Raw genomic sequence first — 25,174 nt, 5'->3', positions numbered from 1 at the left:
CGACAATAGCGAAAAACGGCAGAGAACAACTGTTTTAGTCAATTCTTTAGGAGATAAGACTATGGATAAGTAAATTTGATCTCGCTAAGAAGTAAGATTGCTCAAAGATTAAGAAGTAAGCACGCACAATTGTACTAAAAAGTCCTTTTCACCAGAGACAACAATTAATGATTAACATCCAATTACCAAAAGGAGGCACATGAAGCACTAACGAAACCCTACGGTCTTACGCTTGTTAAATCTTTCATAAATCTTCCATGTACAAAAGGGGGTCAAAAAACCCCCCTATCTTCAAAATACAAAAATATGTTTTTATTTTCGCCTGAACAGAACCAAAAATTACCCACTTTAGGGTTTAATTTCTTTAACTTGTTTAGATTAGACATAAGAATCGAGATCACTCTTGCCCCGGCTAGTGGAAAATGGGCGGTCTTATCCCGTGAATCCCGATGGAAAAATTTCCTTTGCTTCTTGATGGGTGGCCGCAAGGGGAATCAGTGGGAATACAAGACAGAGTACATTTTACCCTCAGTTCGCGCCGCCAATCATTTTAGCTGGTTGGTGATCGGGGAGCCTGTTTATGCAGATTTAACCTTGGAGGAAAGCGAATGTCTCTAGACCACTCAGGCAGCTTACAAGAGAAAAGCTTGTTAGACCTGGAACTAGAAACCGATGAAGACGGGTATCATCCCTATTTCGGCAAACACAAGCTTAAAGAAATTGAAGAATCTCGTCAGCGCATGAAAGCTACTATCGCTGATTGGCGGTCAAATATTCACCGGTGGAGAGGGTACAGAAAATGATTCCAACTCAAGCACAATTGGCTCAATATTTGTATGAAATTGCACAATTAGGTAAAGATGGTCGTGAATATGTCGAGTTTCACGAGTTAGCTAACGAGTCCCAGCAAATATGGAAGGAAAGAGCCTTGGCCCTTATTAAAAAAATTTGGGGTGGTGATGCTCGTATTGGCTATGGCTGCTTTAATCCTCAAACAGGTCAGGGGATATACAAACTGTTTTGTCCCTCTGAGGAGGCGCTTCCACAAGCTGAATTAATTGCTTTTAATACTGAGTGGGAAGAATTTTCACTTCTCATGTCAGAGCTAGAAGCCTCGTTAAAAGTTCATAAAGCTAACCCTTATATAAACTCTCATCACTCGAAGTTTTACAACCAACGGCAAGTTATCAAAGCCGCTAAAAGAATGGTTGATGAATACTACAGAGAGTTGTATTGCTTGGGGCAAATGATGATCGAGTATCTACGTTCTGTTTGTCTAGTTCTACAGACTCAGTACACTGATGCTGTGACCCACAGACACAAGATGATGATACTAGACAAGGTAGTCTTTCCCTTAATTGAAGGAGGCATCAAAAAAATTAAAAGCATTCAAGAGAAAGGAATTAAGGCGTATGCCTGGGAAGAAAGTCCTAAAGACATCTGGAAAGCTCCTTATCCTATTGAGTATTTGAGACAACAAATCAAAGACTTAAAGGAACAACTAGGGAGACAATCCTTGGAACTAAAGGATGATGAACTTGACAATTATGTCCCCTTCTAGGAAATATGTTTTATAGAAAAATATCTGCTATTGCTATCTTACTTATTTTGTTTGCCGGTGGTTCTGAAGTCGTGGCGGCTTTCAATCATGAACCATCGGCTATTGTTACGGCTGCTTTGGCTGTTCTAACACTCGGATTTGTAACTTTTATTAATATGTTTTCAAGTTCAAAAAGAGAAAACCCCCTGGGAGAGGAGGCTTATAGGTTATGCAAAAAGAACATTTAACAGAGTTGGAAAAATCTTGTATTGACAAAGATATTATAGCATTAAATTTTCGTAGTTTGCAAGGGGGATCTCCTTGGGAGCATCTACTTTATGGATTGGGGAAAGAAGAGAGAAGAAATGATGGTAGGCTTCGTGATAAATGGCTTCAAAAATATCGTCATTTAGATGATGGGGGCTGGTGGTGTTCTGGGGTTGATATTAATTCTTTTGTGCCTCATTCACTGGTTAATAAATGTTATGGGCTAGATTCCGAATGGGGCTGCTTTAAACCGAATACTCCCAGAGTATCAGAAGGGAAAATCATTAAATATGAAAATCCTCCACAGCAGCCCACAGAAATTTTTGCTCTTAAAGTCTCTGAGGAGAACTGGAAAAAAATCGCTCAAAGATTATGGTTAGAAGTTCCTAAAGAGCCGGGTTTATTGGGGTTTAAATGTGCTGAGATTGATTTCTGGCAGTGGATTTTAGATGATCCTGATATTCCTTTGATTATTACAGAAGGAGCTAAGAAAACAGCTTTGTTATTGAGCTTGGGGTATCCTTCGATCGCGCTACCTGGAGTTAATAGTGGCTACCGTAATGAGGACGGGATTAAAAAGTTAATTTCTCAAATAGAATTATTGACTAATGAGCGTGACGAGATAATATTTTGTTTTGACCAAGACAGCAAGTTTAAAACCCGTCAACGGGTTAGGGACGCTATCAAGACTTACCATAAACTCTTAAAGAATAAAAAGTCTCGAGTTAGCATCATTTCTTGGAATCCAGAAGACGGGAAAGGAGTAGATGATTTTGTAGCGGCTAATGGAGAACAGGCTTTTCATTCTGCTTATAAAGATAGACAAAGTTTTGAGGATTGGTGGGCAAAGAATACTCAGAAAGCCTTACGATTAAGCTATGATCAACTGTTTAACTTTGTTGAGACAGAAATGTCTGAGGAGTTGAGGTTTGACGAGTTAAGAAGTCAGATATTATATCAAGACCAAAAATTTCAATGGGAAGATAATGTGAAGGAGTGGTTCTTTGACCAGACGGGTCTTATCGCTTCAAAGGAAGATGTCAAGGCGATCATTAGTTATTTTTCTAAAAAGTCTGGGTTTAACCCGTTAAAGCTTTATCTAGAAAAATCTCATAAAGAGGCTGAAAGGGTTTCCATTGATAACCTCGCTACTCGGTATTTTGGAACTACTGATCCTCTCTATGATTTGATGGTTAAGATGTGGTTAATTAGTGGCGTAGCTAGGGCTGTCAAGCCAGGGGAACAAGTTGACCACGTGCTAATGCTGCAAGGGACCCAAGGACTATACAAATCTCGCTTTTTCCGTACCTTGGGGGACGAATTTTATGACTCGTCTATCGACGAGAGCAAACTAAACGATAAAGACACTAAGCTGATTGTGCATTCTTCATGGATTATCGAATTGGCTGAGTATGATCGGATGAACCGCCGCAGCCAGAGCGAAATTAGGCAATGGCTAACTGTACTGAGAGATAATTTTAGAAAACCCTATGCGGCAGAAACAAAGGTACATCATCGCCCCTGTATTTTTGGCGCGACGGTTAACGAGTATGAATTCCTGAGTGATCGGACGGGTGATAGACGATTTTGGGTAATTCCTATTAACGCGGAAAACCTTCCTAATGGGACAATCGATTATGAGATGTTGGAAAAAGAGAGAGATGGGATATGGGCTTCCGCAGTTGATGCCTATTTAAACAGGGAACCTTGGTGGCCAGCTGACCCTCAGCTTAAGAAACAAATTAATGATCTTAACGAGCAATTCCGCACCTATGACGAGTGGCAAACTAAAATCATCCAATGGCTTAACAATAATTATGTTGACTGGATAACGTCAGGAGAGATTTTAGAGAGGGTGTTCAATCTTTCTCCCGATAAGCATGACCGAGCATCTCAGCAACGAGTAACGGAAGTTTTAACCCGGTTAAAATGGAAACCATCACGACGCGGAAAAGATAGAATAAGAGGATGGTCATGTCCTACGATCGAAAATACCGAAAATACCCCTCAAGAGGTTGGTCGCCCCGAAAGCCTATCTACAGAAGCAATACAAGAAATTGACCAAAATAAAGCGACCAACCCCCCTCAAGAGGTTGGTCTATCTGAAACCCTCTCTACAAGCCAATGTGACCAACGTGACCAACGTGACCAACCCCTTTTGAAAAATGAAGAACAAGATGATTCTGAGGTTTTAAATATGAAGGTCATCCTTGCAGATATCGATGAGGCGATGACCCGACTAAACTGGTCTAGGGAAGATGGGATTAATTATCTCAAACTGGTTTATGGGAAAAAGAGTCGCCACGCTTTGTCGGATGACCAAATCTTAGAGTTTCGGTCTTATCTGCAAAATCTTGATCTTGTTAAAGACGATCATTTGCTGCCAGGGGATCTAATTCTGCACAAGGTTGGGGGATTTGGTATTATTCAAAAAACAAATCCTCGCGGGCTTTTCACTGCTAAGTGGCTTAATCCAGGCGTTAAAAAGCAAGACAGGTATTTAGACTCGCTTTACGTTGATAAGTCTTGGCGGGGAAAGGATGTTCTCACAAATTTATTTAATAAAGCTATGGAGGATTAATGAAATTAAGTAAAGCGCAAAGAGATTTTTTGATACGTGCTGGTGCGTTTACTCGTGGTGCAAAAAACGGGAAAGTTTATTTTTATGGCGGCAAAGGAACCCTTACTCACCGAACAGCAAAAATTTTAGAACAAAACAACATTTTATTTGAATCAGACTTTCAAACATATCAGCTTACAAATAATGGAAAAGAATTAGCCGAAAAACTTTATCAAGAATATTTACAGGAAAAAAATGGCTCAAACTAACTGGGTAAAAACTTCTGAGGCGGCTAATAAACTAGGGGTGACCCCCGTTTTGTTAAGGCGAATGCTCGGAAAGGGTTTGTTTAAAAAAGGCAAGCATTATAGAAATATATCCATTAATCAAGCCCGTCCTACTTATCGCTGGAATATTGACAAGTTAGAGAAGTTTTTTGATGAGGTGGTTTTATAAAATAAATGGTCGCCAGCAACAGCGACCATCCTTGATTAAATTAACTCTGAAAACTATTTCCTGTCACAAAAACCTAGCCTCAATTTTTGGATAAGCTATTTTGGAGTCGGAACCTTTTCCCATTTTTCCAGGCTTTTAGTATAAATGTCCTTGCAAATATCAAAGGGATGAAACCCTTGCCCGTATCTTCCGGGGGGCAAGGATGCCCACTCATAAGATAACCTGTTTAATGCTTCTTCTAGTCCTTTTAATCCTAAATCTACATATTTTAAAGCCTCTCGTTTAGCATCAATGAGCAATAAGCACATCTGATCTTGGTATTCGGGCTGATAAGAAGGAAGCAAAGGAAAATTATTTTTTTGCAAGTAATCCCTTATCCAGGCATCGGTAAAATCCATGATTTGATATCGACCAAAAGCCGTTGATGTAGTATTTCCGAAAGGAACATGAATCTTAGGATGTTTACTTAGGTCAGCAACTTCTCTAAATCCAAAAGTAACGTCATAGCCCGTCTCGGTGTCTTGTATTCGTTCTAAGGTTTTGTAATTTCTAGATGAGTATAAGGTATATCCGAGATTAGCATTCTGTTCAATTTTTTTGTCAGTACCTTCAGACCAGGCGATTAAATCCAGCCAAGCCCACCTCTCAGGGCTAAACTCATAATAAATGCCTTTTTGGGGGTTGGGTTTAGTTAAGTTTACATCGTGCATTTATCTATCTCCTGATAATTAATTAACAAAAAGCTTAATCATTGGTATTTTCCTCTAATTGGTCTTTCTTTCTTTTGTTTACATTCAAAAAGTTTTGAATGTGATAAACCCTGGTTTCTAGATTGTCTAATTTTGTGTCTATTCTAGAAATAGCTTCTCTGATACTACTGTCTTCTTGGGATAAAGAATCATTTTTGTCAGCTATTTCTAGAAATTTCCCTGTTACCTCCTTTAAATAAGTATTTAAATTTTTTAAATATCCTAGTGAAAAAGCCTCAATAATTCTTATAAGCCAAAAAGCTAGAACAGTAGGAACCCCCAAGTTAAATAATAATTTGAGTAATTCTATATCCATGAGCTTAAAATTCAAATATTTAACTAGGTGGAGGTGGTAATCTTCTAATTACTTCTTCTGCTATGGCTCTAATGACTTGCTCTTTAAGTGTTTGTTCTTGGGCTTGAGCCATAAGTTCAGGATAAGGGGAAAATTCCTCTAATTTAACCGAAAAAACTTTATCATTAAATCTGCCTCCATAAGTTCTAATGTATTTATGAGCTTTTAAAACTTCAAAACTTCGCTGTGGATTTAGATAATTGAATTCATCTGACGTATTTAAATAAACAATTTTAGGAGATTCTGAAGGGTAAACTTTAACCCATTTTCCCTCATTATCTATAGAGCCACCGCGATAGATCTCTCTTAGATAGATCCAATGCCATCCCCCCCTATACCAATCTCCCGTAAAGGTAACGCGAAAAGTGGTAAACCCTTGCTCGGCCGGCTGAGGGAATCTCAACCAATTGCCGTAAGTTGGTGTTAATGTACCCAAATTTCGCCATTCACCTAAACCGTCAAGAAGTATAGGAGAGTTGGTCATATAAATATCTCCTCCTCTTTTATGATGGGTTCATCTAGCTCTTTTAGAGGATACCAATCAGCAAAAGGATCAAAGTTAGGATCAATCATTGAATTTTCTATCCATGATTGGGTTTCGGCTTCGCGCTCATAATATTCTTCTGGGCAAGAAACATAGTCTAATGCTCCCGTAATGGGATTAGGGGCCACAAAAACAACGCCTTGCTTATCCACTTGTTTTAGCCAATCAATAGGGGGGGCAGAATGATAGTATTCCCAAAATCCCGGCATCCAAGGTAAAAGTAATTCATTCATGATTAACCTCAATGATTAGGTTATTTCAGGAGAATCAGGAGTCCAACCATTAGCCAAGATTGGTGCATCAGGAGAATAATAGCCGCTTATAGTAGAACCGTCTGCTAAGGTCTTTGTAGCATGGGCTGCTCTAGGTCTAGAAGCACCTCGAACAATTAAATTTCTTTCATTGGCAGTATTGATTGTAGCGGGATCTATTAATGCCAATTCTGTTTTATAGTCGGCATAGTCTCCCGCATTCATAGGACTAGCATAAACTGCGCCGTTACTTATTCCGGCTAATGCAGTTACAGTTCTTGCATTATTTTTAATAGAAGTAACTCTTCCGTGACCTGCAAGTTTCCATCCGTTCACTAAGGCGGTATTTAAAGAGGCTCTAGCACAAAAGGTAGATACAGAACCCTGTTGTTTCGCTGTTGGGTTTCTGTTGATATTTTTTTTGACTGTAGGCGGTTTTGGTGAACTGGCCCCTACAATTACTATGCTAGTGTTTGCAACTGTGGTTAAATGTCCTAAATGACTTGTTAAATCACTTTTAGAAACTCCGGCGAGAGTCGCGATATCTTTAGCACTCCAATTGTAATAAATATTGACCGGCGTGTCATATAATAACACAAAAGTTAAAACATCCCTAAGTTTTCCTCGTGTATAGCTTGACATTTTTTACTCCTTTTAATTGTTTAAGTTGCTTGCTTAATAGGACTAAAAACTTTTAATCTTAATTTTTGATTTTAGGTGGTTGTTGAAACTGTAGTCCTATCCGAGGTAATTTTCATTCTTATTGATACAGAAAAATTAATAGACAACAGAACATTAAAAATATTATTAGTGATGGCATCTACCCCGTCAAAAAATGAAACAACATTATTGAGCAAAGATGAAGGCTCTACCCTTACTACAGGACGGGCATAGGGAAGAATTACCGAAGTAATACCGCCGCTTTGAGAAGGGACATTATTATAAATGCCTCTAAGAAAAGCCTCCAAGAAGGCTAGTCCGTCAACGGTTAATGATAAAGAACTTAATCCACTAGCCAATAGAACTGTTTCGCTAATTACAGCACCGGCATAGCTTACCGAATCTCCAACGTTAAGTAATTGAGCTAAGGGAAATACACCATTTAAATCGAACTTGCCTGTAGGAAATGATTCATCTAATGGATCTCCTATATCAGGGGTAACAATTGATTTAGTTAAGGTGTTCAGTACTTTAATAAATTTAATGTTAATTAGACGATCCTCGGTATCAGAATCAACACGTATAGGAATCTCGCTTATAGTGACTCCTAGTTTATTGGTTTCGTTAGGATTTGATAGAAAGTCGGTCGCAGTAATTAACTCAGAAAATTTATCTAAAACACTGAGAATAAATCTTCCATTTTTATAAGCGGCAGTTTGGGTCGTTAAATAATCTTCTGTAAAGGAGTTAGGTAAATTAGGAATACCTATAAATAAACCCTTGGTTGTCGTCACGTTACCGGGCTGAAGAAATTCGAGCATTATTTTCTCTGTTTCAGTTTGTTCTTTTTTACACTAACGTCTAAAAAGAAATTAAACAAGCCTATAAAACGGCTTAAAACCATACTCAAACTTTCTGCCTAGGTAATATAATATTAAGGGTCGTGACTAGGCTTGAAGGTTGTTTGCATTGATTGTAAATTTTTGTAAACTAATTTAAAAATATAGAATTATATTCAAAGAGTTAAGAGAGGACATGGATACACCACTTTATGACAAGGCAAATCGCAATACTCGCAAAGCAATGGCAAGGTATAAGAAAAAATGGGGTCATATTAATTGGTATCGACCCAGACCTCAAATGCTACAAAGATGGATGGAGGAATTAGGGTGGACGGAAGAACAAGTGCTTGAGCAGTTGTCAAAAGAAAGGCGTTATTTGATAAAAGAGCTTTATGGCATTGACGCTCCTTTCTAAAAACAAAGGAGATTATTTTTAAAAATAATCTCAAAAACGTTTTTTAAAATATTTTAAAAAAGGATATTGTTTAAATTGGGTTAGGTAGTGGTATCAACTTGGTTAGTTCCGCCATAGCGGCATCCCAATTAGCCGGCTCTTGCCCTTGCCATAATTCCAGCGTGTAAGGGTAAGAGTGATCGTAATATCCCTGCTTCGTTGATTTAAGGTTACCTGTGGTATCGTTGAAGGATTTACCGTAATCATCATAAACTTTTGTTTTTCGTATCACCTCCACTTTCCAGGGATAAACCCTATAAATGTCTTTAGATAAACCCTCAATTTTTTTTCTTTGATAGTCTTTAATTTCTTCGGTGATGTTTAGGGTTTGAATAGTCGCTTCGCTTAATTCTGCTATTGCTTCTATCCTTGTCTTTACGTTCTCGCTTGTATCACACCATAGCTCTAGTGTAGAGCCGTCACTCATTTGGGCACGGCCAAAGAACCGGCCATACATATAGCCCAAATTACCATCTTTACCACCACCACCTAAAGCCCTAATGACTTTATCAAAATCAGTAAATTTAAGCTTATTTGCTGAATTTAGTTTTATTTGGTGCTGTTTAGCATCCCTGCCATAAGGGGGTTTTTGTTTCGACTTAAGAAAAAGGGTAATGACATACTCGCTGATTTGTTTGTGGGCGCGTTCAATAAGCGGCATTCCTAAATCAATGCCTATATCTTTACCATCAACAATTTGGTAGTTAGCCAAAGCAGCCGTTATAGATTGTTTTAGTTGTTCAGTAGTGCCATGTAAAATAAGTTTTTGGTTTGGGGCCAATCTATTAGGCGTAATAACTACTGTGTTAGGTTGTTGTTTAATTGCTTGAGCTACGCTTTGGTTAGCTAGAAACTCGTCTATTCCACCGGCAACAACATAGCCGGCCTCTATACAAGAATCACCAAAAGAATCAAGTAATTCTTCAAAAAATTCTTGATATTTTTGCTCAATAGGTAAGCTTTCAATGTACTCTTCTATTTTTTGAGACAATACCCAAGGCTTAGATCCCTTATCGCCCCACGATTTAGCAGATTCTTTAAGCTTGGGAAAAGATTGAAATACCTTAGTGGCAATGCCCCCTAATGCTGTATCTGGTTCTAAACCATTAGCCGCATTCTTAATAAGCCACCTAAACCCAATAAACATCTCAGCCATTAACTGGTTACATTTATTTCTAACCCCCATATTTATGAGTAAAGAAAGCTCGCTTATCATTTCTTCGTAAGCTTCCTCGCCTACGCTTAATAAAATCTGACTACCCATTGCCTCATTAAAAGACATAATTAACAAACTAGGAACAATCCCGCAGGCTAACCAGCCTAAACTTGTTCCTATTGCCGATCCTAGTTGACCATACCAGGCAATCTCAGCTTGTTTAAATCTAGCTTCTAAATCCTCATCGGGAATATTCCAATTAAAGTTAAATGCAAAAATTGCACCAGCAACAAGTATTGACCATATTTTTGTCGCACTCCAAGTAAAAGCACCACCTATCAAATCACTAACAATAAAGTTAAATACACTAGCAACAGCATTAAACAATTCACCTGTTGCTATGACTTTTGAGGATTTCATTGAGCGATTAGATGGAGACTTACTTAAAGCTTTCCAATTAGTAAATCTAGGCAAAGAAAGGGTCATTAAACATTACCTCCTTTTTCCTCTTTTGTGTCTTTAAAGCGTTGAATTTTGGGTCTTTCACTTTTATCTCGTCCATAAGGATCTTTAGTATTACCATCATTATCAATATCGCCTATGGTTTGTCCAAAACCATACTCAACTTGTTTGATAAAGTCATCAAATTCTGTTTTATTGGGTTCTTCTTCAGTTGGAGATTTTTTATCATCCCCTAAAATTTCAGCGCCTAAATCTAATGCTTTTTTAAATTTAAGCTTTAAATCTACTTTAGTAGCTGTTTCATCTGCCACAGTAGTGCTTTTATTTGACGCTATTTGTCGCCAATATTTAGCCTTTATTATCATGGCAGCATTAAGAAGTTCTCTAAGCTTAGATTCAAGTGTTTCATTATGGCCTTTGCCAAAAATGTCTCTTTTATAATTTACTTTAGTTGGTTCGAGCAAACCAATCATTTCAAGTGTCTGATCACTTGTATCATTGGGGGTTGGATTAAAGACAAGATCATACTCGTCAGATTTTTCTCGAAAATCACAACCCAAATAAGCTTGCACGGCTTCTAATTTACTATAAGAAGTCATTAAAATTTGCTTCAATGATGCTGTTTCAATAAGTTGTCTAGTTAACATTTCTTTTGCCAACTTATCGTTGGTCATAGAAGCAATCATTAAACCCATTAGCTCAACAACACCATCACTTAATGAAGATATTTCTATATCAATATCTTTCTCAGCATCTTTAACAGCAAGCACATATCTTATTCCCTTATAGAAGCCTTTATCATCACTAAAAGTTTTAAAGAATCCCGGCGGCACTGCGCTAAATTCAGTCCATTCAACAGAGTTGATATCAAAGTCTTGTATCAAAGGATGATCCTTAGCAATACTAAATCGTAAAGGAATTTTACCTAATGTTTCCATAGTTTGGTTATATGACCATTTCCATTTTTCATCATCATCATCTATTTGAAGCGTGGCAAGTTGTTCTTCTTGTTCTTCGGTTAGTTGATTAAAATCAATTTCAGTTTCTTCGGGTAAGTTTAGGGCTTCTCTTAATTCCTGGACACTCATAGTCATATCAGGTATGAGCTTATAATTTTCATCATACTTATAATGACCTGATCTATAGTGTTCGGTCGCTCCTATAGCCCTTAAATAATCGGGCAGATGCTTAATTAATCTATCTCCTTTAATGGCATCCGTTGTAACTGGATAAAACATATTGTCTATGTCTTTTCTCATATCTTTTTCTAGGTTCAGAATTTTTTCTTGAATGGTTCCGTCTGGGTTAGCTGTAAAAATGCTATCGCCACCGAGTAGCCTCCAAATTTTCTCTACATCAGCTTGCTGTCCTGTACTGGATTCACAAGCCGTTTTGTGAATTTCTCTTAGATAAACAAACATAGTTTTAAGATAATCATTTATGTTTGAGATTTGATAATTATTATTTGTGGGATTAAAAACCTTAATTCCCGTAGCCGCATCTAAAGAACAACCTCCCGTGCTTACAGAATCGTCTTTATTCAAAAGAGAATCAACCTTTTTCAGATAATAAAGAACTTCTTTTAGATCAACACTTTGTTGATTATTTGAGTTGATGTTTATATTAAACCAACTCCTAGCTTCATCTTGATTGACATCCATTTGTGCCCCTAAAACTTGTGAGGACTGTTTTAGTCCCTCATTTACGTTAGAGACTGAATCTCCTACTGTAGAAACAGCATCTCCTACAGAAGAAATATTGTTACAGCATTGATGAACATCTAACTGAATCTCGTTTAATTTATCTATCAAGTCGTTTAAGTCCATAGAACCCCCTCCCCCAATGAATTTAGGAAAATTTTTTGTACTCCCAACCAACGAACCATCGCCATAATAAATAGGTATAGGTATGTCACCACGTTTAATATCTGTATTATCTTGGTTGGTTTTTTCTACTTTATCTTTTAGATTATCAATGTCTTCTTGTTGGGCAGATTGAGAGATTTGTAAATCGCCTATCCTCAAGTTATTCAATCCAATTAGATTTTTTAACTCTTCACACTCTTCTTTAGTACAAAAGTCGTCTGAGTTATCTTTTAGGTTAAGAGTAATTTCCTCCTTGTCTGATCCTTTTTTTCCGCAAACAGAGACAGAGGTATAAATCACTAGTGAGGATGATTGTTTGCTTGCTGCTAAACTAACGTCAACGTCAACATCGCAATCAAACTCATGCGCGCCTGATAAGGGTTGGTCGGAGTGAACCTCTATTAAATCTTTAGCCAACAAAGCTATCGCTTTAGCTTCTTCGGCTTTTCGTTCTATTTGGTTACATTCTTCCTCAGAACAAGCATTGTGAGCTTCTGGTGCTTTTGAGTCTATGTGAGTATTTAGAAGTTTTAAAGTATTATCGAGTTTATAATTAATAGCAAGAACTTGCCCCCAAAGTTGAACACAGTCTTCTTTAGAACAAAATGCCGACGATAAACCCTCTAATATATTCCAGATAGCACGTATTTGTTCCTTTAGATCTGCACACTCCGCTTTAGTACAAAAAGATTCACATCCTACCATAGCTTACTCTCCTTTTTTTAAAACAAAAGCAAAATACTCATACTCATCTGTCCCATATTCCTTAGTTATGCGATAACCCAAAATAGGTATATCAAGGGATTCTAATTTCAATCTCTCTTCAAAAAAATTAATAATATTTTCATGCTTAGGGTTTCTTAAATTTAACCCAGAATCCTTTATTAGCTTTCCAAATGTTCCATGACCAAAGGCTTGATTAATTCGATCATTGTAACCAAGATAAATTCCTGTTTCTCCATCTGACATATTCCATTCAGCGACTAAAAAAATTTTCCCTATTTTTGAATGTCTTGATTCATAAGGATTTTCCTCTAATAGCCCATCTTCACGGGTATTAATAGTCTCTCTAGTGTAATATTTACGTCCATTAGGAAGATAGTTGGTTTTTCTTTTATAGAATTCAATCATTATTTTTTTTTAATAAAGTTGGCTTAATGGAAAGCTTTCTACTAAATTACCTTCTTCTGAATAACAGCACACCATATCCCCACAGATAACCTCACAAGACCCTTCAGGACAACGTTTATATGGCTTGCACTCCACCTTGAAAAGAGGAGGATCTGAGCAATCATCGGGAGACTGGGCAGAAGCTAAATTAGGGTAACCTACTAACCCAATAAAGAGGGGTGAAATTAGTTTTAACTCGTTTTTGTTTCTATTGGGGAATTCTTGGCAATAAGCTCCCCTATCGTAATTTTGATAAGTGCTTAAAAAAAGCCAATTATCAGGGTAAATACAGTATTTTGATTCCTTATTGGCTGTAGGGCTTGTTGTTCTAGTTTGATTGTAAACAAGAATAGAACTATCATAAATTTTAAGGTTATATTGAGTAGTTCCTCCTCCCGACCCAGTTGGGGTGACATTAAGAATTGAATAATTTAAAATACTTCCCCCTTGTGATGGATCTGCCCCAATTATAAAAGCCTCCTCAAAATAATCAACAATATAAAGGTTGATCCACCCGTCCTCGTCACGGATTATCATGCTTACTGGATAATAAAAATAACCAGACCTGTTAATTGTGGTAGTTCTTGATCTATTTTTTATTGTGTAAGTATAAGCGACTAAAACCAAGTCTCCATAGCCTATCCCTCCTGATTGTTGAATTAAATAATCCGTCCCATTAATTTCTTGCCATCCTGTGCCATCATTCCAATTGAACTTGATCTTAGACGGAACTAAAACAGGGACTTTGACATAAATATCCCAGTCCCCAATAATACCCAAAGCTTGACAACAAAGATCAGACTCAGACATTCGTTAATTCTATATCGATTAGCTTGGCTGATTTTTTTAAAAACTTTAACTCAATATCAAATTTAAACTCATTTGCTTCCCCTACCAGGCTGTAAGGAGGAAAATAAATTTGATTTTGAAGAAAATCACCTAGCACTAACTGGCTGTGTGTTGGATTAAGTCCGTCTTCTTGGTCGATTATCAAAGCCTCAACAGACATAGTAATTTTAGCTTTTCTGATTTGAGGCATTATAGATTATCTCCATCAATAACCGGCGATACGGTTTGAGTTGACCAGGTTGTTATAATTCTTCTAGAATTTGCACGATTGTCAACACCATTTCTAGAGGCCGGCTGATTAGAACTGCTTTGCCCAATTAATACATTTATAGCCGTATTTGAGGGGTTAGCTAACTGGTAAGCAGCTACTGTGGCAAGTATGCCTTCAATCCAGGGATCTAAGTTGTCTATAGTCGGAGTTGTCCAGGTTATAGAAGCAGCGATAGAACTGTAAGGAATTCTTAAAACCGGATTAGAGGGGGTCGAATTGTCTATTGAGCATCCTGAAATAGATGACAAAGGTTGAGCCATAATAATTTTTGAAATTTTCAAAAACAAGTACATACATATTTTATGATACAAAAGAAAATAGATTTAAGCAAAGAACCATGAAACAAATAATATATGACCCAACTATAATAAAAATTGGCAAAGGAAATTTTTCTACTTTTCAGAGAGGACAAAAAGATAGTTCTGTTTTACTTGATTTTTCCCCCTTTTTAGAAAACTTTGGTTTAACAAAAGGATCTTTGCTGCATTTACGAGCAAAGCCGGCTAATAACCCCGATTTTTGGCAGTGGGGAATTTACAATGTTGAAGCGGATGAATACCGTCTAGAAAAAACCTTGAATTTCAATGGAGAAATTGACTCACTCACACTCACCTTAACCAACAAAGAAACTAAGCCCACTCATGTTTTATGGATAAGAGAGGCGACGACTTTCGATATCGTAAAATGCCGTCGCTAAAAAGCAAATAATACAGAAAGATTATTTGATGCTACATCATAATTCAGTCTAGATTCAGTCTAGGTTTTATTGTAGTTATCTAAACCATTTGATGTATAATACTTGTATAAAGCTTGTCTGGGGACTCATAAGCCCAAGGTCGCAAGTTCAAATCTCGCCTGAGCCATTCGTCAAACCCTTACTGGTATTAACTTCTAGGAAACACCTACCTATTTTAGATTCTCAAAAACTGACATAAACTGACATAAAAACTGACATAAAAATCAGCCCTTCTTCGATGGCTTGCCAGATGGTGTAGAGACTGAAGGGGGCAAATGTGCCATCGGGTTGTTTAGTACCAAAGAGTTCGAGGGTTTTGGCTTTGGGAGTGGCGGTAAAGGCAAAATAGCTGAGGTTGGGCAGGTTTCCTCTAGTTCTGGCGGCTTCTTCTATTCTGTCTTCGGTGTCGTCTTCGATGCTTTCTTCTTCGGCGGCGGCTGTTTCTAAATGGGAGGTACTCAGGACGGCTTTGAGTTGGCGGCTGGTTTCTCCTGTTTGGGATGAGTGGGCTTCATCAATGATGATAGCAAAGCGTTGTCCATTCGTTAATATCCAGACATAAGTCGCAATTCCAGTATTATAAAATAACTGCTCAGGTAAAGCGATAATTGCTTCTAACCAATCATTCTCTAATATCCAGCGTCTAATCTCACTTTCTCCGCTTCCTGCATCTCCAGTAAACAAGGGAGAACCATTCATAACAATAGCCACCCGACTACCCCCATTTTCTAGCGGCTTCATCCGAGAAAGCTTATGCTGTAAAAATAATAATTGTCCATCACTAATGCGAGGAGTACCTGCACTAAAGCGGCTTCCTGTTATGGTAGCTTCTTGTTTTACTGCCGGTTCATCTCGCTTCCAATCTTTACCATAAGGGGGATTAGCTAAGGCGACAGTTTAGAGCCAAAATAGGGGTAAAATTTAGTACAGACGAAGAGAGGCAAGCCTTCAGGGTGCGGGGCACTATTCTCCCCAAAAAATACAGCCCAGATTAAAAAACCTAGACTGTAATTATATAGAGTAGCCAATGAGAGTAAAGAATCTACAAGAATGGCTTACTCATTTTGCGGAGACGCTTTGAAAGTTGGCACACCCCCATCTTGCTCTTTATACTGAGGCTCAGGTCTAGATTCTACATCCTTAGCACTAATGGGTTTCGGGCCTTTAGGCGGTTTCCCACCACCTTTGATGAAGTTCTCTTCTAGGTTTTTAATAACAATATACAAATTGGGGACAAATAGCAAGCTCAACAAGGTAGAAACTAATAAGCCGCCAAAAATAGCCGTTCCCAAAGACCAACGACTAACCGCCCCCGCCCCTTCGGCGATAAGCAAAGGAGCGAAACCCACCAGAGAAGAAATTACCGTCATGATAATCGGGCGAAATCGTTGTTCTGCGGCATGAATCGCCGCTTGAGTAATACTCATCCCTAAATCTCGGGCTTGGTTAGCAAACTCGACAATCAGAATCGCGTTTTTACTGGCTAACCCAATTAACATCACTAAGGCTACCTGAGCATAAATATTATTGTTAAGAGTGGGGTAAATGCCTCCGGATAGCGGCTGAATAAAGGTCGCTCTTAACCAGATTCCTCCTAACGCTCCTAAGATAGCCAAAGGCACAGTAATCATAATAATGGTGGGGTCAACATAACTCTCATACTGAGCCGCTAACACCAAAAACACCATCACAAAACCTAACCCAAATACAATAGGTGCAGCCCCCCCCGACGATTTTTCCTCAAAGGCGGTATTAGTCCACTCAAAACCAAAGCCCGGTTGTAAGGTAGTGGCGGCTATTTCTTCCATCACCTTAATGGCTACCCCTGAACTATAGCCCTGAGCGGGTGAAATAATCAGCTTGATAGCCGGAAAAACGTTATAGTTGGTTAAAATCGGCGGATAGGTAATGGGTTCTTCCTCGAGTAAGTTACTCAGTTGTATCATGGCTCCATTGCGTGAGCGAATGTACAGACGACCGATATCATTCGGGTTAGAACGAAGTGCCCCTTCAGCTTGCACATAAACCCGATAAAGCCGTCCATCTAGAACATATTGATTAACGTAACTTGCGCCTAAATAGGTTTGTAGCGTGTTCAAAATTTCCTGCACATCTACGTTTTGAGCATTCGCTTTATCTCGGTCAATAGAAGCCTCAATCATCGGGCTGTCAAAGGTGTAGGTCGTAAAAGCCGAAGCAATTTCAGGACGCTGGTTAGCCTCCTGCATCACCCGTTTAGCATTATCAATTAAGGCCGCCATTCCTTTTAACTGACGGTCTTGAATAAACATTTCTAAACCGTCAAAATTTCCTAACCCGTCTACAGCAGGCGCATTAACGGCAAAAACTTTAGCACTTTCAATTTTTTGTCTAAAAGTTCTATTTAAGCTTCTAATAACCCCATATACTGATTTTTCCGCCCCTGCGCGTTCATCCCAAGGTTTCAGCTTCGTGAAAATGATCGCTTTATTGCTATTTTGTCCCTCAAAGGAAAAACCATTAAGGGCTAGTGCGTGTTCAATTTCTTCACGCTGCATGATTTGTGTTAAAGCTTTCTTGCTCACATCAGCAGTATAGGTGAGAGAAACGCCGGGCGGTGCTTCCACAATACCAAACAGATAACCTTGGTCTTCAGCAGGAACAAAGGCCTGGGGCATAGTTTGGTACATCCAACCCGTTAGCACGATGCCTGCGATAAAAATCGTAACAATAACCAGTTTGATATGAGTTAACAGTTCAATCAGTCTGCGATATCCTCCCTGAATGCCGGCAAACATTCGATTAAATTCCCTAAACAACCAAGCAAGGGGGCCATGAGGGGGTGTGGGAGGACGTAACATCACCCCGGACATGGTAGGAGAGAAGCTAAGGGCATTAAAGGTAGAAAAAGCAATGCCAAAGGCGATGGTTAGCGCAAACTGTCGATAAACAATCCCTGTGGTTCCTGGGAAAAAAGACACAGGCACAAACACCGCCATCAATACGACTGATGTGGCAATCGTCGCCCCAAACAATTCTTGCATAGAATCGAGAGCCGCTTGCACAGGGCGCATTCCCTGAGATAACTTAGTGGAAATGGCTTCTACAATAACGATCCCATCATCTACCACCAAACCCGTTGCTAACACACAGGCAAACAGGGTTAACTGATTGAGGGTAAATCCTAACGCTTTTAGGCCAATCATCGCCCCAATTAAGGCGACAGGAATAGCCACTGCTGGAATTAAGGTGGTGCGCCAATCTTGTAAGAAAATGAAAATAATTAAGACTACTAGGGCAATGGCTTGTATAAGGGTAATGGATAAATCTTTTAAAGCGGCATTAATAAATAGGGTACTATCAAGGGTAATAGCGTATTTCAAACCTGGGGGAAAAGATTTTTCTAATTCTGCCAGTTTCGCTTTAATGGCATTGGCGGTATCGAGTGCATTTGAGCCGGGCAGTTGATAAATAACCAGGGCAACGGCGGGATTATCCCCATCTAAATAAGCTAGAGTGGAGTAAGATTGTGAACCGAGTTCTGCTCGTCCGATATCTTTAATGCGAATGAGAGTCCCATTATCTCCCACTTTCACCACAATATTTTCTGCTTCTTCTGGCGTGGTAACTCGTCCTTTTACCCGCACTGGGATTTGAAATTGTTGATTAGGGGGTGCAGGTTGTGCCCCAACTGAACCGGCTCCCACCTCAAAGTTTTGTCGTTGGATCGCTTGAACTACATCCGTCGCGGTTAATCCTCTACCCGCCAGTTGGTCCGGATCAACCCAAATCCGCATCGCATAAATATCGCCGCCAAATAAGGCTAAGTCTCCCACCCCTTCTATTCGTCTGAGATCGTTCCAGATATAGCGATCTACATAGTTATTGACAAAAGAAATGGGATAAAGCGGCTTGCCATCGGCTCCCTTGTCTGAATAGAAGGCATAAACTAGCGTAATACTGGGGGATTGTTTGCGAGTATTAACCCCTGTGGCGATAACGGATTGCGGCAAAAATTGATTAGATTGAGCGACTCGGTTTTGTACGAGAACTTGGGCCGTGTTGGAGTCGATTTCTACAGGGAAAGAGACAGAAATGCTTGAGTTACCGTTATTATCAGTATTTGAAGTCATCCACCTCATGTAGTCTACCCCGTTAATTTGTCTTTCTATGGGGGTAGTCACGTTATCTACGGTGGTTTTGGCATCTGCGCCTACATAGTTGGCTGAGACGACTATCTGTTTAGGGGCAATTTGTGGCAATTTATCTAGCGGCAACAATGCCATACAAATTGTTCCTACTAAGACAATAACAATACTACAAACCGTAGTTAAAACAGGGCGTTTAATAAATCCATCAGATAAAGACATATATTTACAGGGGTAGAGAACTAGGCGGGAAAGTTCTTGATTTCATTCTAAGGGATGATCTTGATTTTGCGTTAATATGATAATATATCTGTACAAAAATTGATTTTATTTTTTTGGGTTGACAAAAACCTTCTTTATTGCTGCATTTTTTCTAAAAGAGCCACCGCAGTAGGAGATTTACGGGTAAAGAAATTAAAAATTAGCAATTTAAAGGTAGAATCTAAAATTACCGGAATAGTTGCAATAAAAAGAAAAATAAAGTTGCGGTTTTCGGGTAAGCCAAAATGTTCAAATGCCGTTGCTAAAATTACTTCCCATCCTTCGGCAGAATGAAAACCAACGAACATATCTGTAAGCAAAATAAACAGAAAAACTTTGGTAATATCGCTCAAGCCTAAAAAGTAGCGGCTTATAAAACTTCGCAGAATGGTAAATTGAGGGCGAAAAATATAAATCATTCCCGTGAAAACCGCCAACGAGGTTAGGTCTGATAACATATTTTTCCAGCCATTTAACGTCTCATAAGCTTTTTCTTTGCCGATTTCTATCGCTTTTTCTCTGAGCAATTCTTGCTTTTTTTCTTGAGAAAGTTCAGGAATTATTCCTAATAAAGATTTTATTTCTATTCCCTCTTTGTATCGACTAAATTCCGACAAAAATTTCTCGGTTAATTCCTGACTTATTTCGATTTTTTCCAGGGTGACATTATCGACAAATTTTTCATTAATAAAGGGACTATAAATAAAATTTTTACTGATGACTTGGGCGAGAATTGGCACAACAATTAATAAGACCAGAAAGCGAAGTGCAATTTTTCGCTCCTGACGAAGATTTCGTAACTGTTGAACTACTTGCTGTTCATATTCTGAGCTAAGTTTTTCAGAAATGTTTAACCAAGGAGAAGGGACAGAAGAATCGGTTTTTAAAGTCAGTTTAGAAGGTTTTAGCGATGAGGTTTTTGAGAGCGAAAAATCGGATTGAGAAATCACTCCAGTTTCTGAACTATGGCGATATTTGCCGATGACAGATTCAATAAAATTAAGCCTTTCCAGAATCTTACTTTCTTGAGCAGAATGTTCTCCTAGATGAATAGGATGATAAAAGTTTCCTAGACGAAAGCGGCTTAAATGCCAGCGAATTTGTAAAAGTTCTCGCTCTAATAAACTTTGAAAATAATCATCAAGGGTTTTCCCTTTTTGGGCATCAGGAGCAATTTTGTTTCCCTCAAAATATTGCTCTTCAAACATTTTAATAGTTTTCGCCCCAGAGTAAGCTTTATCTAAGGCATCTAAAGCTCCTTGATTAACCCACTGATTTAATCGATTCAACCAGCTAGGAGACTTCATCTTCTCATCCTTTTATTTTTAATGCTTATCTTACTATTGAACCTTTTGACTTTCGAGGGTTTCTGTTGAGATAGGTGTATTATCCTTTAAATCTAAAATGCGGCTAACGGCAATTTTATCGCCGACGTTGACTCCTCCTAGCACTTGATAAGCTTGTCCTTGAATGGTTCCTACTGTTATCGGTTTTTGCTTGGCGACTAAGGAGGTTTTTCCGTCTTTAGTGTCTGCATTTTCGGCTACAAAAACAAAACTTTGTCCGCCTAATTTAGTCACCGCCGTTGTGGGCACTAATACCCCTGGTTTTTGGTCCCAAATGACTTTAGCTCTGACATATTGATTATTTCGCAAACTGCCATCATTGCGGAAAGTAACTTTCACTAAAATGGCTTGAGCATTTTCATTAGCCAGAGGAGAAATAAAGCTCACTTCTCCCTTTATTCTCGGTGTACCATCTGCATTAATCAACTGTACGGGGAGTCCGATCCGCAGACGATTATAATGTTCGGTAGGAATATTAATATTGAGTAGAAAAACTTTATTATCTGTAATGGTTGTTAATTCCTCTCCGGTTTTAATGTAGTCTCCATTTTTTTTCTGATTAAAATCCCCCACAAACCCATCAATGGGAGCAAAAACGGTATTATAAATTAAATTTTGATTAATCGAGCCTAATTGACCTTGCGCTTCACCGATGTTAGCTTGGGCTTGCTTAACCACTGATTGAGCGGCTTTGACTCGTTCGTTGGCTGCCTGTAGATTGTTGATAGCGGCTTGTAAGGCTCCTTCGGCGGCTTGTACAGAGGCTAAAGCGGCATCGCGAATTTTACGGGCTGATTCTACATTTGCCTTAGCTGTATTCAGGTTGCGGGTATTATTATCTAAATCTTGTTGAGGTTGAACCCCTTCTTTGACGAGAAATTCTGCCCGTCCATAATTAATTTTAGCTAAATCTTCTTCGGCCGTAGCCCGTTGCAGGTCAGCTTCTTTGCTTCTTGCGTTCGCCTCTGCATTGGCTAGATCGGCTTGAAAGCGGGCAATATCTGCTTTAGCACTATCTCGTTGTGCCTGGGTTTGTCGGAAGTCTGCTTGTGCTTGGGTGAGGGCAGCAATGCGGCTTTGTACGGTTGAAGCCGCCGAGTTAACATCTTCTTCTTGTTTAGTGGGTTCTAATTGAGCAATTTTTTGTCCTTTACTGACTTGATCCCCCTCCTTAACAAAAAGCCTGATGATCCGTCCCTCGGTTTTGGGCGCTAGGGCGACACGAGATTGGGATTCTAAATAGCCTACGTATTGTGTGCTATCAATGAGGGTAGCCGATTCTAAAGTTTGCAATTTGACTGGGATGGCTTTGGGTGCTGTGGCGGTTTCTTGTTCTTTGGCACAGGCAGTAGTGAACAAAGAGAGGACAACCATCGTTCCTACTAGCTGTCGAGAAATTAATATATTGTTTTGGTTCATAATGATTGGTTCAATTCAGGAATTTAATCAAGTCTTCAATTTTTCTTTGATAGCGCGAAGGAATAATTATAATTAAGCTAAATTGTAGTTGATGTTATCTACAAAGTGTTGTCTGTTGATAAAGTTTAACAACTACTTCAATTTTATCTAGGCAAGTTTTTGGGTAATTGATTTCCGGGTTTTGGTGAAGTCGGCAGAGAAGGCAAAGAGACGACATTACACTCGACTATTCTTTGAGCGAGCGTGACATAATCAAGTCTTCCCCCACTAATTTGATATTCTTGTCTAGGGGAAGGTAAATGCCCGACGGGAGCGTCAAGCGAGTAATTTAAGTTCTCTTTAAAGCGAATCCAGTCATCATTTTTGCGCCATCCCACCTGATCGCCAAAAGCTTCATAAGGTTCGATCGCGACTAATCGTCCGGGGCGGTTTCCGGTTGATACAAAAACTCTCAATTGGGGAGTAAAACCGAAATGTCCGTTAGAGTAAGTTGTCCAGAGTCGATCGAGGGTTGCTAAGTCCCAACAAGGCAATTTTTTAATGTCTTCGATGGTGATCCATCCTTGTCTTTCCCGGTTAGAGGCTCTCAGCAATAAATTATAAGTCTCATCATTGGCTTCGCGCCATTCTTGTTTTTCCAGTAAGTTTTGTAACCTTGTGTAGTTAACTTTACTTTCAGGAGAGATCAGCGATATTTGAGACCTTGCTGAGGAGTTAGTCTCGAAAGAGGGTTGGGCAGAGACATTGATGAAGGGGACTAGAGAGAGGGCAAAAGCCAATAAAAGCTTTTTCATTGCTAAAACTTTAAAATAAATACGAAAGATGGGTTCAGGAATTTTAGAATAACACAGGGATGCTTGTGTTCCTAGGCTTGATTGTATTGATAAGTTGGTTGCTTACTGCTATGACCTTTATTTGGACCCGTAATCATATTTTAGCTTTGGCGGATTGGATAGCGCCTGAATACGAAATTTTGTTGCAAACCGCCTCGAGTTTCCGTGAAGTTTTGTCACGCCGCACGAAAAAAGTCCCCGCCCTTCAGGGACAAGTGGTGGCTAATCTTTTTTTTGAAGCTTCTACCCGCACTCGCAGTAGTTTTGAATTAGCGGCTAAACGCTTATCTGCTGATATTCTCAATTTTTCTCCGGGCACTTCTTCTTTAACTAAAGGGGAAACCATTTTGGATACGGCGAAAACTTATTTAGCGATGGGTGCAGATATTATGGTCATCCGTCATCAACAGGCGGGGGTTCCTCTGGCCATCGCTCAAGAAATGGACCGTCTTCGTACAGGGGTAAGTATTCTCAATGCTGGAGATGGACAACATGAACATCCTTCTCAAGGGTTGCTAGATTTATTTACGGTCTGCTGTCTGTTAGATAACGATAATCCGAGCATTGAACTGTTAAAAGGCAAAAAGATCGCTATTGTTGGCGATATTCTGCATTCTCGGGTAGCCCGTTCTAATATTTATAGTTTAACCACTGCCGGGGCCGATGTGCATTTAGCTGGGCCGCCAACTCTTGTTCCCCGATGGTTTGAAGGGATGAGTAATGGCAAAAGTCCAGGTAAATTATTGATTCATTGGGAGATAGAACCGGCTTTATCTGATGCTGATTTTGTCATGACGCTACGCTTACAGCGCGAACGCATGACGGCCCATCTTTTGCCCTCGTTACGAGAATATCATCTGCGTTATGGAATTACGCGGGAGCGGCTTAAACTCTGTCAAAAGGAAGTTCGGGTACTTCATCCGGGTCCAGTTAATCGGGGTGTAGAATTAAGTTCGGATTTAATGGATGACCCACGCTTGAGTTTAATTTCTCAACAAGTGACAAGCGGCGTTGCTGTGCGTATGGCTTTACTATATTTGATTGGCAATCTCGAATCTTAACTAAAATCCGGCCCTTAAATGAGGTTGAAGCAAGCGCGTCCAATTGTTATAAGACTTTTGATATTCAATTGGACATTTTTGCGCTCTTTCTTCTGGTAATCGAGCTAACCGGGCTAAATCTGTATATTTTTCGGGATTGCTACCATAGAATAAACAAATTATTTGATAATATCTTTGTATGTCTAAAGAATGTTCATCCCAATAAGCAACATTGGTGGCTTGTGTTTCATTGCTGTTGAGTAAGTATTGAGTAGCAGGAATAATGGCCATAAGTTCGCCAAAATCTCCGGCTTGACTAGCAATAATGACCGCCAATTGGTCTACTGCGTCTTCTTCTTTGCCGAGTACGGGTAAATCTAACACATGAATTAAGGCGTGTCCTAATTCATGAATAAACACATACATGGTTCCCCCGAGAGTGGCGTTAAATAATTCTTCGTCAGTCCTAGCATATTTAGCCGAAAATACCGCAAAATCTTCCACTAATTCATAACACATGATGATGGCTTGATGCTCAGGAGAATAAAAAGCATTAGCTTGTCCACATTCCGACAAAACAATCGTTATATTAGAAGGTAAAACGAAGATTTGATTTAAAGATTGAGCGAGATTTTCAAAAAATTTTGATTGAACAAAAACTTTTTCTAACAGTTTATAATTTTTCTGTTCAACCGGCACATAAGCCACATGAAATTGACCTTTACTTGAGGAGTATTTTTTATTGACTGCTGGTATTTCTTTTGATCTAGTTGGGTTAGCTTTCTCCAAAATCTGATTCAGACGAGATAAAGTCACTTCTTTCGCCTTTACATCAAATCCCCAAGCCATTCCTAAACTAAACAAAAAGGATAAACTTAGGGATAAACCTATCTTGTTATATGAGATTCCCTTAAACATAGAAGTGCGGGTGTGAGGAAAGAGAAAAATAACACCTCAAGCA

27 protein-coding genes and 1 pseudogene are annotated in these 25,174 nt (G+C 39.0%); 10 read left to right on the top strand and 18 right to left on the bottom strand.

From position 1 onward, the window contains the following. Window positions 1–306 precede the first annotated feature (306 nt). From CYAN7822_RS04155 to CYAN7822_RS04125, 7 genes are read left to right on the top strand one after another with little or no spacing between them, the layout of a single operon-like run. The gene (locus CYAN7822_RS04155; RefSeq protein WP_013320991.1) at window positions 307–618 is read left to right on the top strand and encodes a hypothetical protein; all 312 of its coding nucleotides are present in this window, start codon (window positions 307–309) and stop codon (window positions 616–618) included. After that, entirely contained in the window at window positions 609–803 is a 195-nt protein-coding gene (locus CYAN7822_RS04150; RefSeq protein WP_013320990.1) for a hypothetical protein, read from the top strand. The genes CYAN7822_RS04155 and CYAN7822_RS04150 overlap by 10 nt, the downstream gene beginning before the upstream one ends. Beyond that, entirely contained in the window at window positions 800–1,561 is a 762-nt protein-coding gene (locus CYAN7822_RS04145) for a hypothetical protein (protein ID WP_013320989.1), read from the top strand. Before CYAN7822_RS04150 ends, CYAN7822_RS04145 begins: the two co-directional genes overlap by 4 nt. 5 nt (window positions 1,562–1,566) lie before the next feature. Beyond that, on the top strand, window positions 1,567–1,788 hold the full coding sequence (locus CYAN7822_RS04140) for a hypothetical protein (RefSeq protein ID WP_013320988.1): 222 nt from the start codon (window positions 1,567–1,569) through the stop codon (window positions 1,786–1,788). Continuing rightward, complete coding sequence (locus CYAN7822_RS04135; RefSeq protein ID WP_013320987.1) at window positions 1,770–4,388, top strand: virulence-associated E family protein; 2,619 nt, start codon at window positions 1,770–1,772, stop codon at window positions 4,386–4,388. Before CYAN7822_RS04140 ends, CYAN7822_RS04135 begins: the two co-directional genes overlap by 19 nt. After that, window positions 4,388–4,636 carry a hypothetical protein gene (locus tag CYAN7822_RS04130; RefSeq protein ID WP_013320986.1) on the top strand — a complete coding sequence of 83 codons (249 nt, stop codon included), beginning with the start codon at window positions 4,388–4,390 and terminating at the stop codon, window positions 4,634–4,636. The genes CYAN7822_RS04135 and CYAN7822_RS04130 overlap by 1 nt, the downstream gene beginning before the upstream one ends. Further along, window positions 4,623–4,823, top strand: a complete 201-nt coding sequence (locus CYAN7822_RS04125; RefSeq protein WP_013320985.1) for a hypothetical protein — start codon at window positions 4,623–4,625, stop codon at window positions 4,821–4,823. The genes CYAN7822_RS04130 and CYAN7822_RS04125 overlap by 14 nt, the downstream gene beginning before the upstream one ends. Before the next feature lie 95 nt (window positions 4,824–4,918). Here CYAN7822_RS04125 and CYAN7822_RS04120 read toward each other — a convergent pair whose 3' ends face one another. The 6 genes from CYAN7822_RS04120 to CYAN7822_RS04095 form a co-directional block, all read right to left on the bottom strand. Continuing rightward, a complete protein-coding gene (locus CYAN7822_RS04120) occupies window positions 4,919–5,533 on the bottom strand; it encodes a glycoside hydrolase family 24 protein (protein WP_013320984.1) in 615 nt (204 codons plus the stop codon). Window positions 5,534–5,567: 34 nt separating this feature from the next. Continuing rightward, window positions 5,568–5,888, bottom strand: coding sequence for a hypothetical protein (locus CYAN7822_RS04115; RefSeq protein WP_013320983.1), 321 nt, complete (start codon window positions 5,886–5,888; stop codon window positions 5,568–5,570). Window positions 5,889–5,907: 19 nt separating this feature from the next. Further along, window positions 5,908–6,411, bottom strand: a complete 504-nt coding sequence (locus CYAN7822_RS04110) for a hypothetical protein (RefSeq protein WP_013320982.1) — start codon at window positions 6,409–6,411, stop codon at window positions 5,908–5,910. Then, window positions 6,408–6,704, bottom strand: coding sequence for a hypothetical protein (locus CYAN7822_RS04105; protein ID WP_013320981.1), 297 nt, complete (start codon window positions 6,702–6,704; stop codon window positions 6,408–6,410). The genes CYAN7822_RS04110 and CYAN7822_RS04105 overlap by 4 nt, the downstream gene beginning before the upstream one ends. A gap of 15 nt (window positions 6,705–6,719) precedes the next feature. After that, window positions 6,720–7,364 (bottom strand): hypothetical protein, encoded by a 645-nt coding sequence (locus CYAN7822_RS04100; protein WP_013320980.1) that lies wholly within the window; start codon window positions 7,362–7,364, stop codon window positions 6,720–6,722. 71 nt (window positions 7,365–7,435) lie between these two features. Then, window positions 7,436–8,203 carry a hypothetical protein gene (locus CYAN7822_RS04095; RefSeq protein ID WP_013320979.1) on the bottom strand — a complete coding sequence of 256 codons (768 nt, stop codon included), beginning with the start codon at window positions 8,201–8,203 and terminating at the stop codon, window positions 7,436–7,438. Between the two features lie 214 nt (window positions 8,204–8,417). Here CYAN7822_RS04095 and CYAN7822_RS04090 point away from each other — a divergent pair, with 214 nt between their 5' ends. After that, window positions 8,418–8,639 (top strand): hypothetical protein, encoded by a 222-nt coding sequence (locus tag CYAN7822_RS04090; protein WP_013320978.1) that lies wholly within the window; start codon window positions 8,418–8,420, stop codon window positions 8,637–8,639. Window positions 8,640–8,709: 70 nt separating this feature from the next. On the opposite strand, the gene CYAN7822_RS04085 is transcribed toward CYAN7822_RS04090, so the two are convergent. The 6 genes from CYAN7822_RS04085 to CYAN7822_RS04060 form a co-directional block, all read right to left on the bottom strand. After that, window positions 8,710–10,254 (bottom strand): hypothetical protein, encoded by a 1,545-nt coding sequence (locus CYAN7822_RS04085; RefSeq protein ID WP_245602680.1) that lies wholly within the window; start codon window positions 10,252–10,254, stop codon window positions 8,710–8,712. A gap of 65 nt (window positions 10,255–10,319) precedes the next feature. Continuing rightward, complete coding sequence (locus CYAN7822_RS04080) at window positions 10,320–12,866, bottom strand: hypothetical protein (protein WP_013320976.1); 2,547 nt, start codon at window positions 12,864–12,866, stop codon at window positions 10,320–10,322. 3 nt (window positions 12,867–12,869) lie between these two features. Further along, on the bottom strand, window positions 12,870–13,292 hold the full coding sequence (locus tag CYAN7822_RS04075; protein WP_013320975.1) for a hypothetical protein: 423 nt from the start codon (window positions 13,290–13,292) through the stop codon (window positions 12,870–12,872). A gap of 9 nt (window positions 13,293–13,301) precedes the next feature. Next, window positions 13,302–14,141: a hypothetical protein gene (locus tag CYAN7822_RS04070; protein ID WP_013320974.1), complete on the bottom strand. Its 840-nt coding sequence runs from the start codon at window positions 14,139–14,141 to the stop codon at window positions 13,302–13,304. Continuing rightward, window positions 14,134–14,370, bottom strand: a complete 237-nt coding sequence (locus CYAN7822_RS04065) for a hypothetical protein (protein ID WP_013320973.1) — start codon at window positions 14,368–14,370, stop codon at window positions 14,134–14,136. The genes CYAN7822_RS04070 and CYAN7822_RS04065 overlap by 8 nt, the downstream gene beginning before the upstream one ends. Further along, entirely contained in the window at window positions 14,370–14,711 is a 342-nt protein-coding gene (locus CYAN7822_RS04060; protein WP_013320972.1) for a hypothetical protein, read from the bottom strand. The genes CYAN7822_RS04065 and CYAN7822_RS04060 overlap by 1 nt, the downstream gene beginning before the upstream one ends. A gap of 77 nt (window positions 14,712–14,788) precedes the next feature. On the opposite strand from CYAN7822_RS04060, the gene CYAN7822_RS04055 reads away from it, so the two are divergent. After that, the gene (locus CYAN7822_RS04055) at window positions 14,789–15,148 is read left to right on the top strand and encodes a hypothetical protein (RefSeq protein WP_013320971.1); all 360 of its coding nucleotides are present in this window, start codon (window positions 14,789–14,791) and stop codon (window positions 15,146–15,148) included. 222 nt (window positions 15,149–15,370) lie between these two features. Here CYAN7822_RS04055 and CYAN7822_RS40130 read toward each other — a convergent pair. The 5 genes and pseudogenes from CYAN7822_RS40130 to CYAN7822_RS04030 form a co-directional block, all read right to left on the bottom strand. Further along, a pseudogene (locus CYAN7822_RS40130) lies at window positions 15,371–16,063 on the bottom strand (HsdM family class I SAM-dependent methyltransferase); the annotation flags it as partial. A 179-nt stretch (window positions 16,064–16,242) separates the two neighbouring features. Continuing rightward, on the bottom strand, window positions 16,243–19,536 hold the full coding sequence (locus CYAN7822_RS04045; RefSeq protein WP_013320970.1) for an efflux RND transporter permease subunit: 3,294 nt from the start codon (window positions 19,534–19,536) through the stop codon (window positions 16,243–16,245). A gap of 134 nt (window positions 19,537–19,670) precedes the next feature. Further along, window positions 19,671–20,882, bottom strand: a complete 1,212-nt coding sequence (locus CYAN7822_RS04040) for a hypothetical protein (RefSeq protein WP_013320969.1) — start codon at window positions 20,880–20,882, stop codon at window positions 19,671–19,673. Between the two features lie 33 nt (window positions 20,883–20,915). Further along, a complete protein-coding gene (locus CYAN7822_RS04035) occupies window positions 20,916–22,340 on the bottom strand; it encodes an efflux RND transporter periplasmic adaptor subunit (RefSeq protein WP_013320968.1) in 1,425 nt (474 codons plus the stop codon). Between the two features lie 143 nt (window positions 22,341–22,483). Next, the gene (locus CYAN7822_RS04030) at window positions 22,484–23,134 is read right to left on the bottom strand and encodes a GUN4 domain-containing protein (RefSeq protein ID WP_013320967.1); all 651 of its coding nucleotides are present in this window, start codon (window positions 23,132–23,134) and stop codon (window positions 22,484–22,486) included. A gap of 110 nt (window positions 23,135–23,244) precedes the next feature. On the opposite strand from CYAN7822_RS04030, the gene CYAN7822_RS04025 reads away from it, so the two are divergent. Continuing rightward, window positions 23,245–24,234, top strand: a complete 990-nt coding sequence (locus CYAN7822_RS04025) for an aspartate carbamoyltransferase catalytic subunit (protein WP_013320966.1) — start codon at window positions 23,245–23,247, stop codon at window positions 24,232–24,234. Here the strand turns inward: CYAN7822_RS04025 and CYAN7822_RS04020 are convergent, their stop codons facing one another. Beyond that, window positions 24,235–25,062, bottom strand: coding sequence for a DUF4344 domain-containing metallopeptidase (locus CYAN7822_RS04020; protein WP_245602678.1), 828 nt, complete (start codon window positions 25,060–25,062; stop codon window positions 24,235–24,237). Between the last annotated feature and the right edge of the window lie 112 nt (window positions 25,063–25,174).

It is taken from the genome of Gloeothece verrucosa PCC 7822 (assembly GCF_000147335.1).
GTDB lineage: Bacteria > Cyanobacteriota > Cyanobacteriia > Cyanobacteriales > Microcystaceae > Gloeothece > Gloeothece verrucosa.
This window is presented reverse-complemented; position numbering and strand designations above follow the sequence as displayed.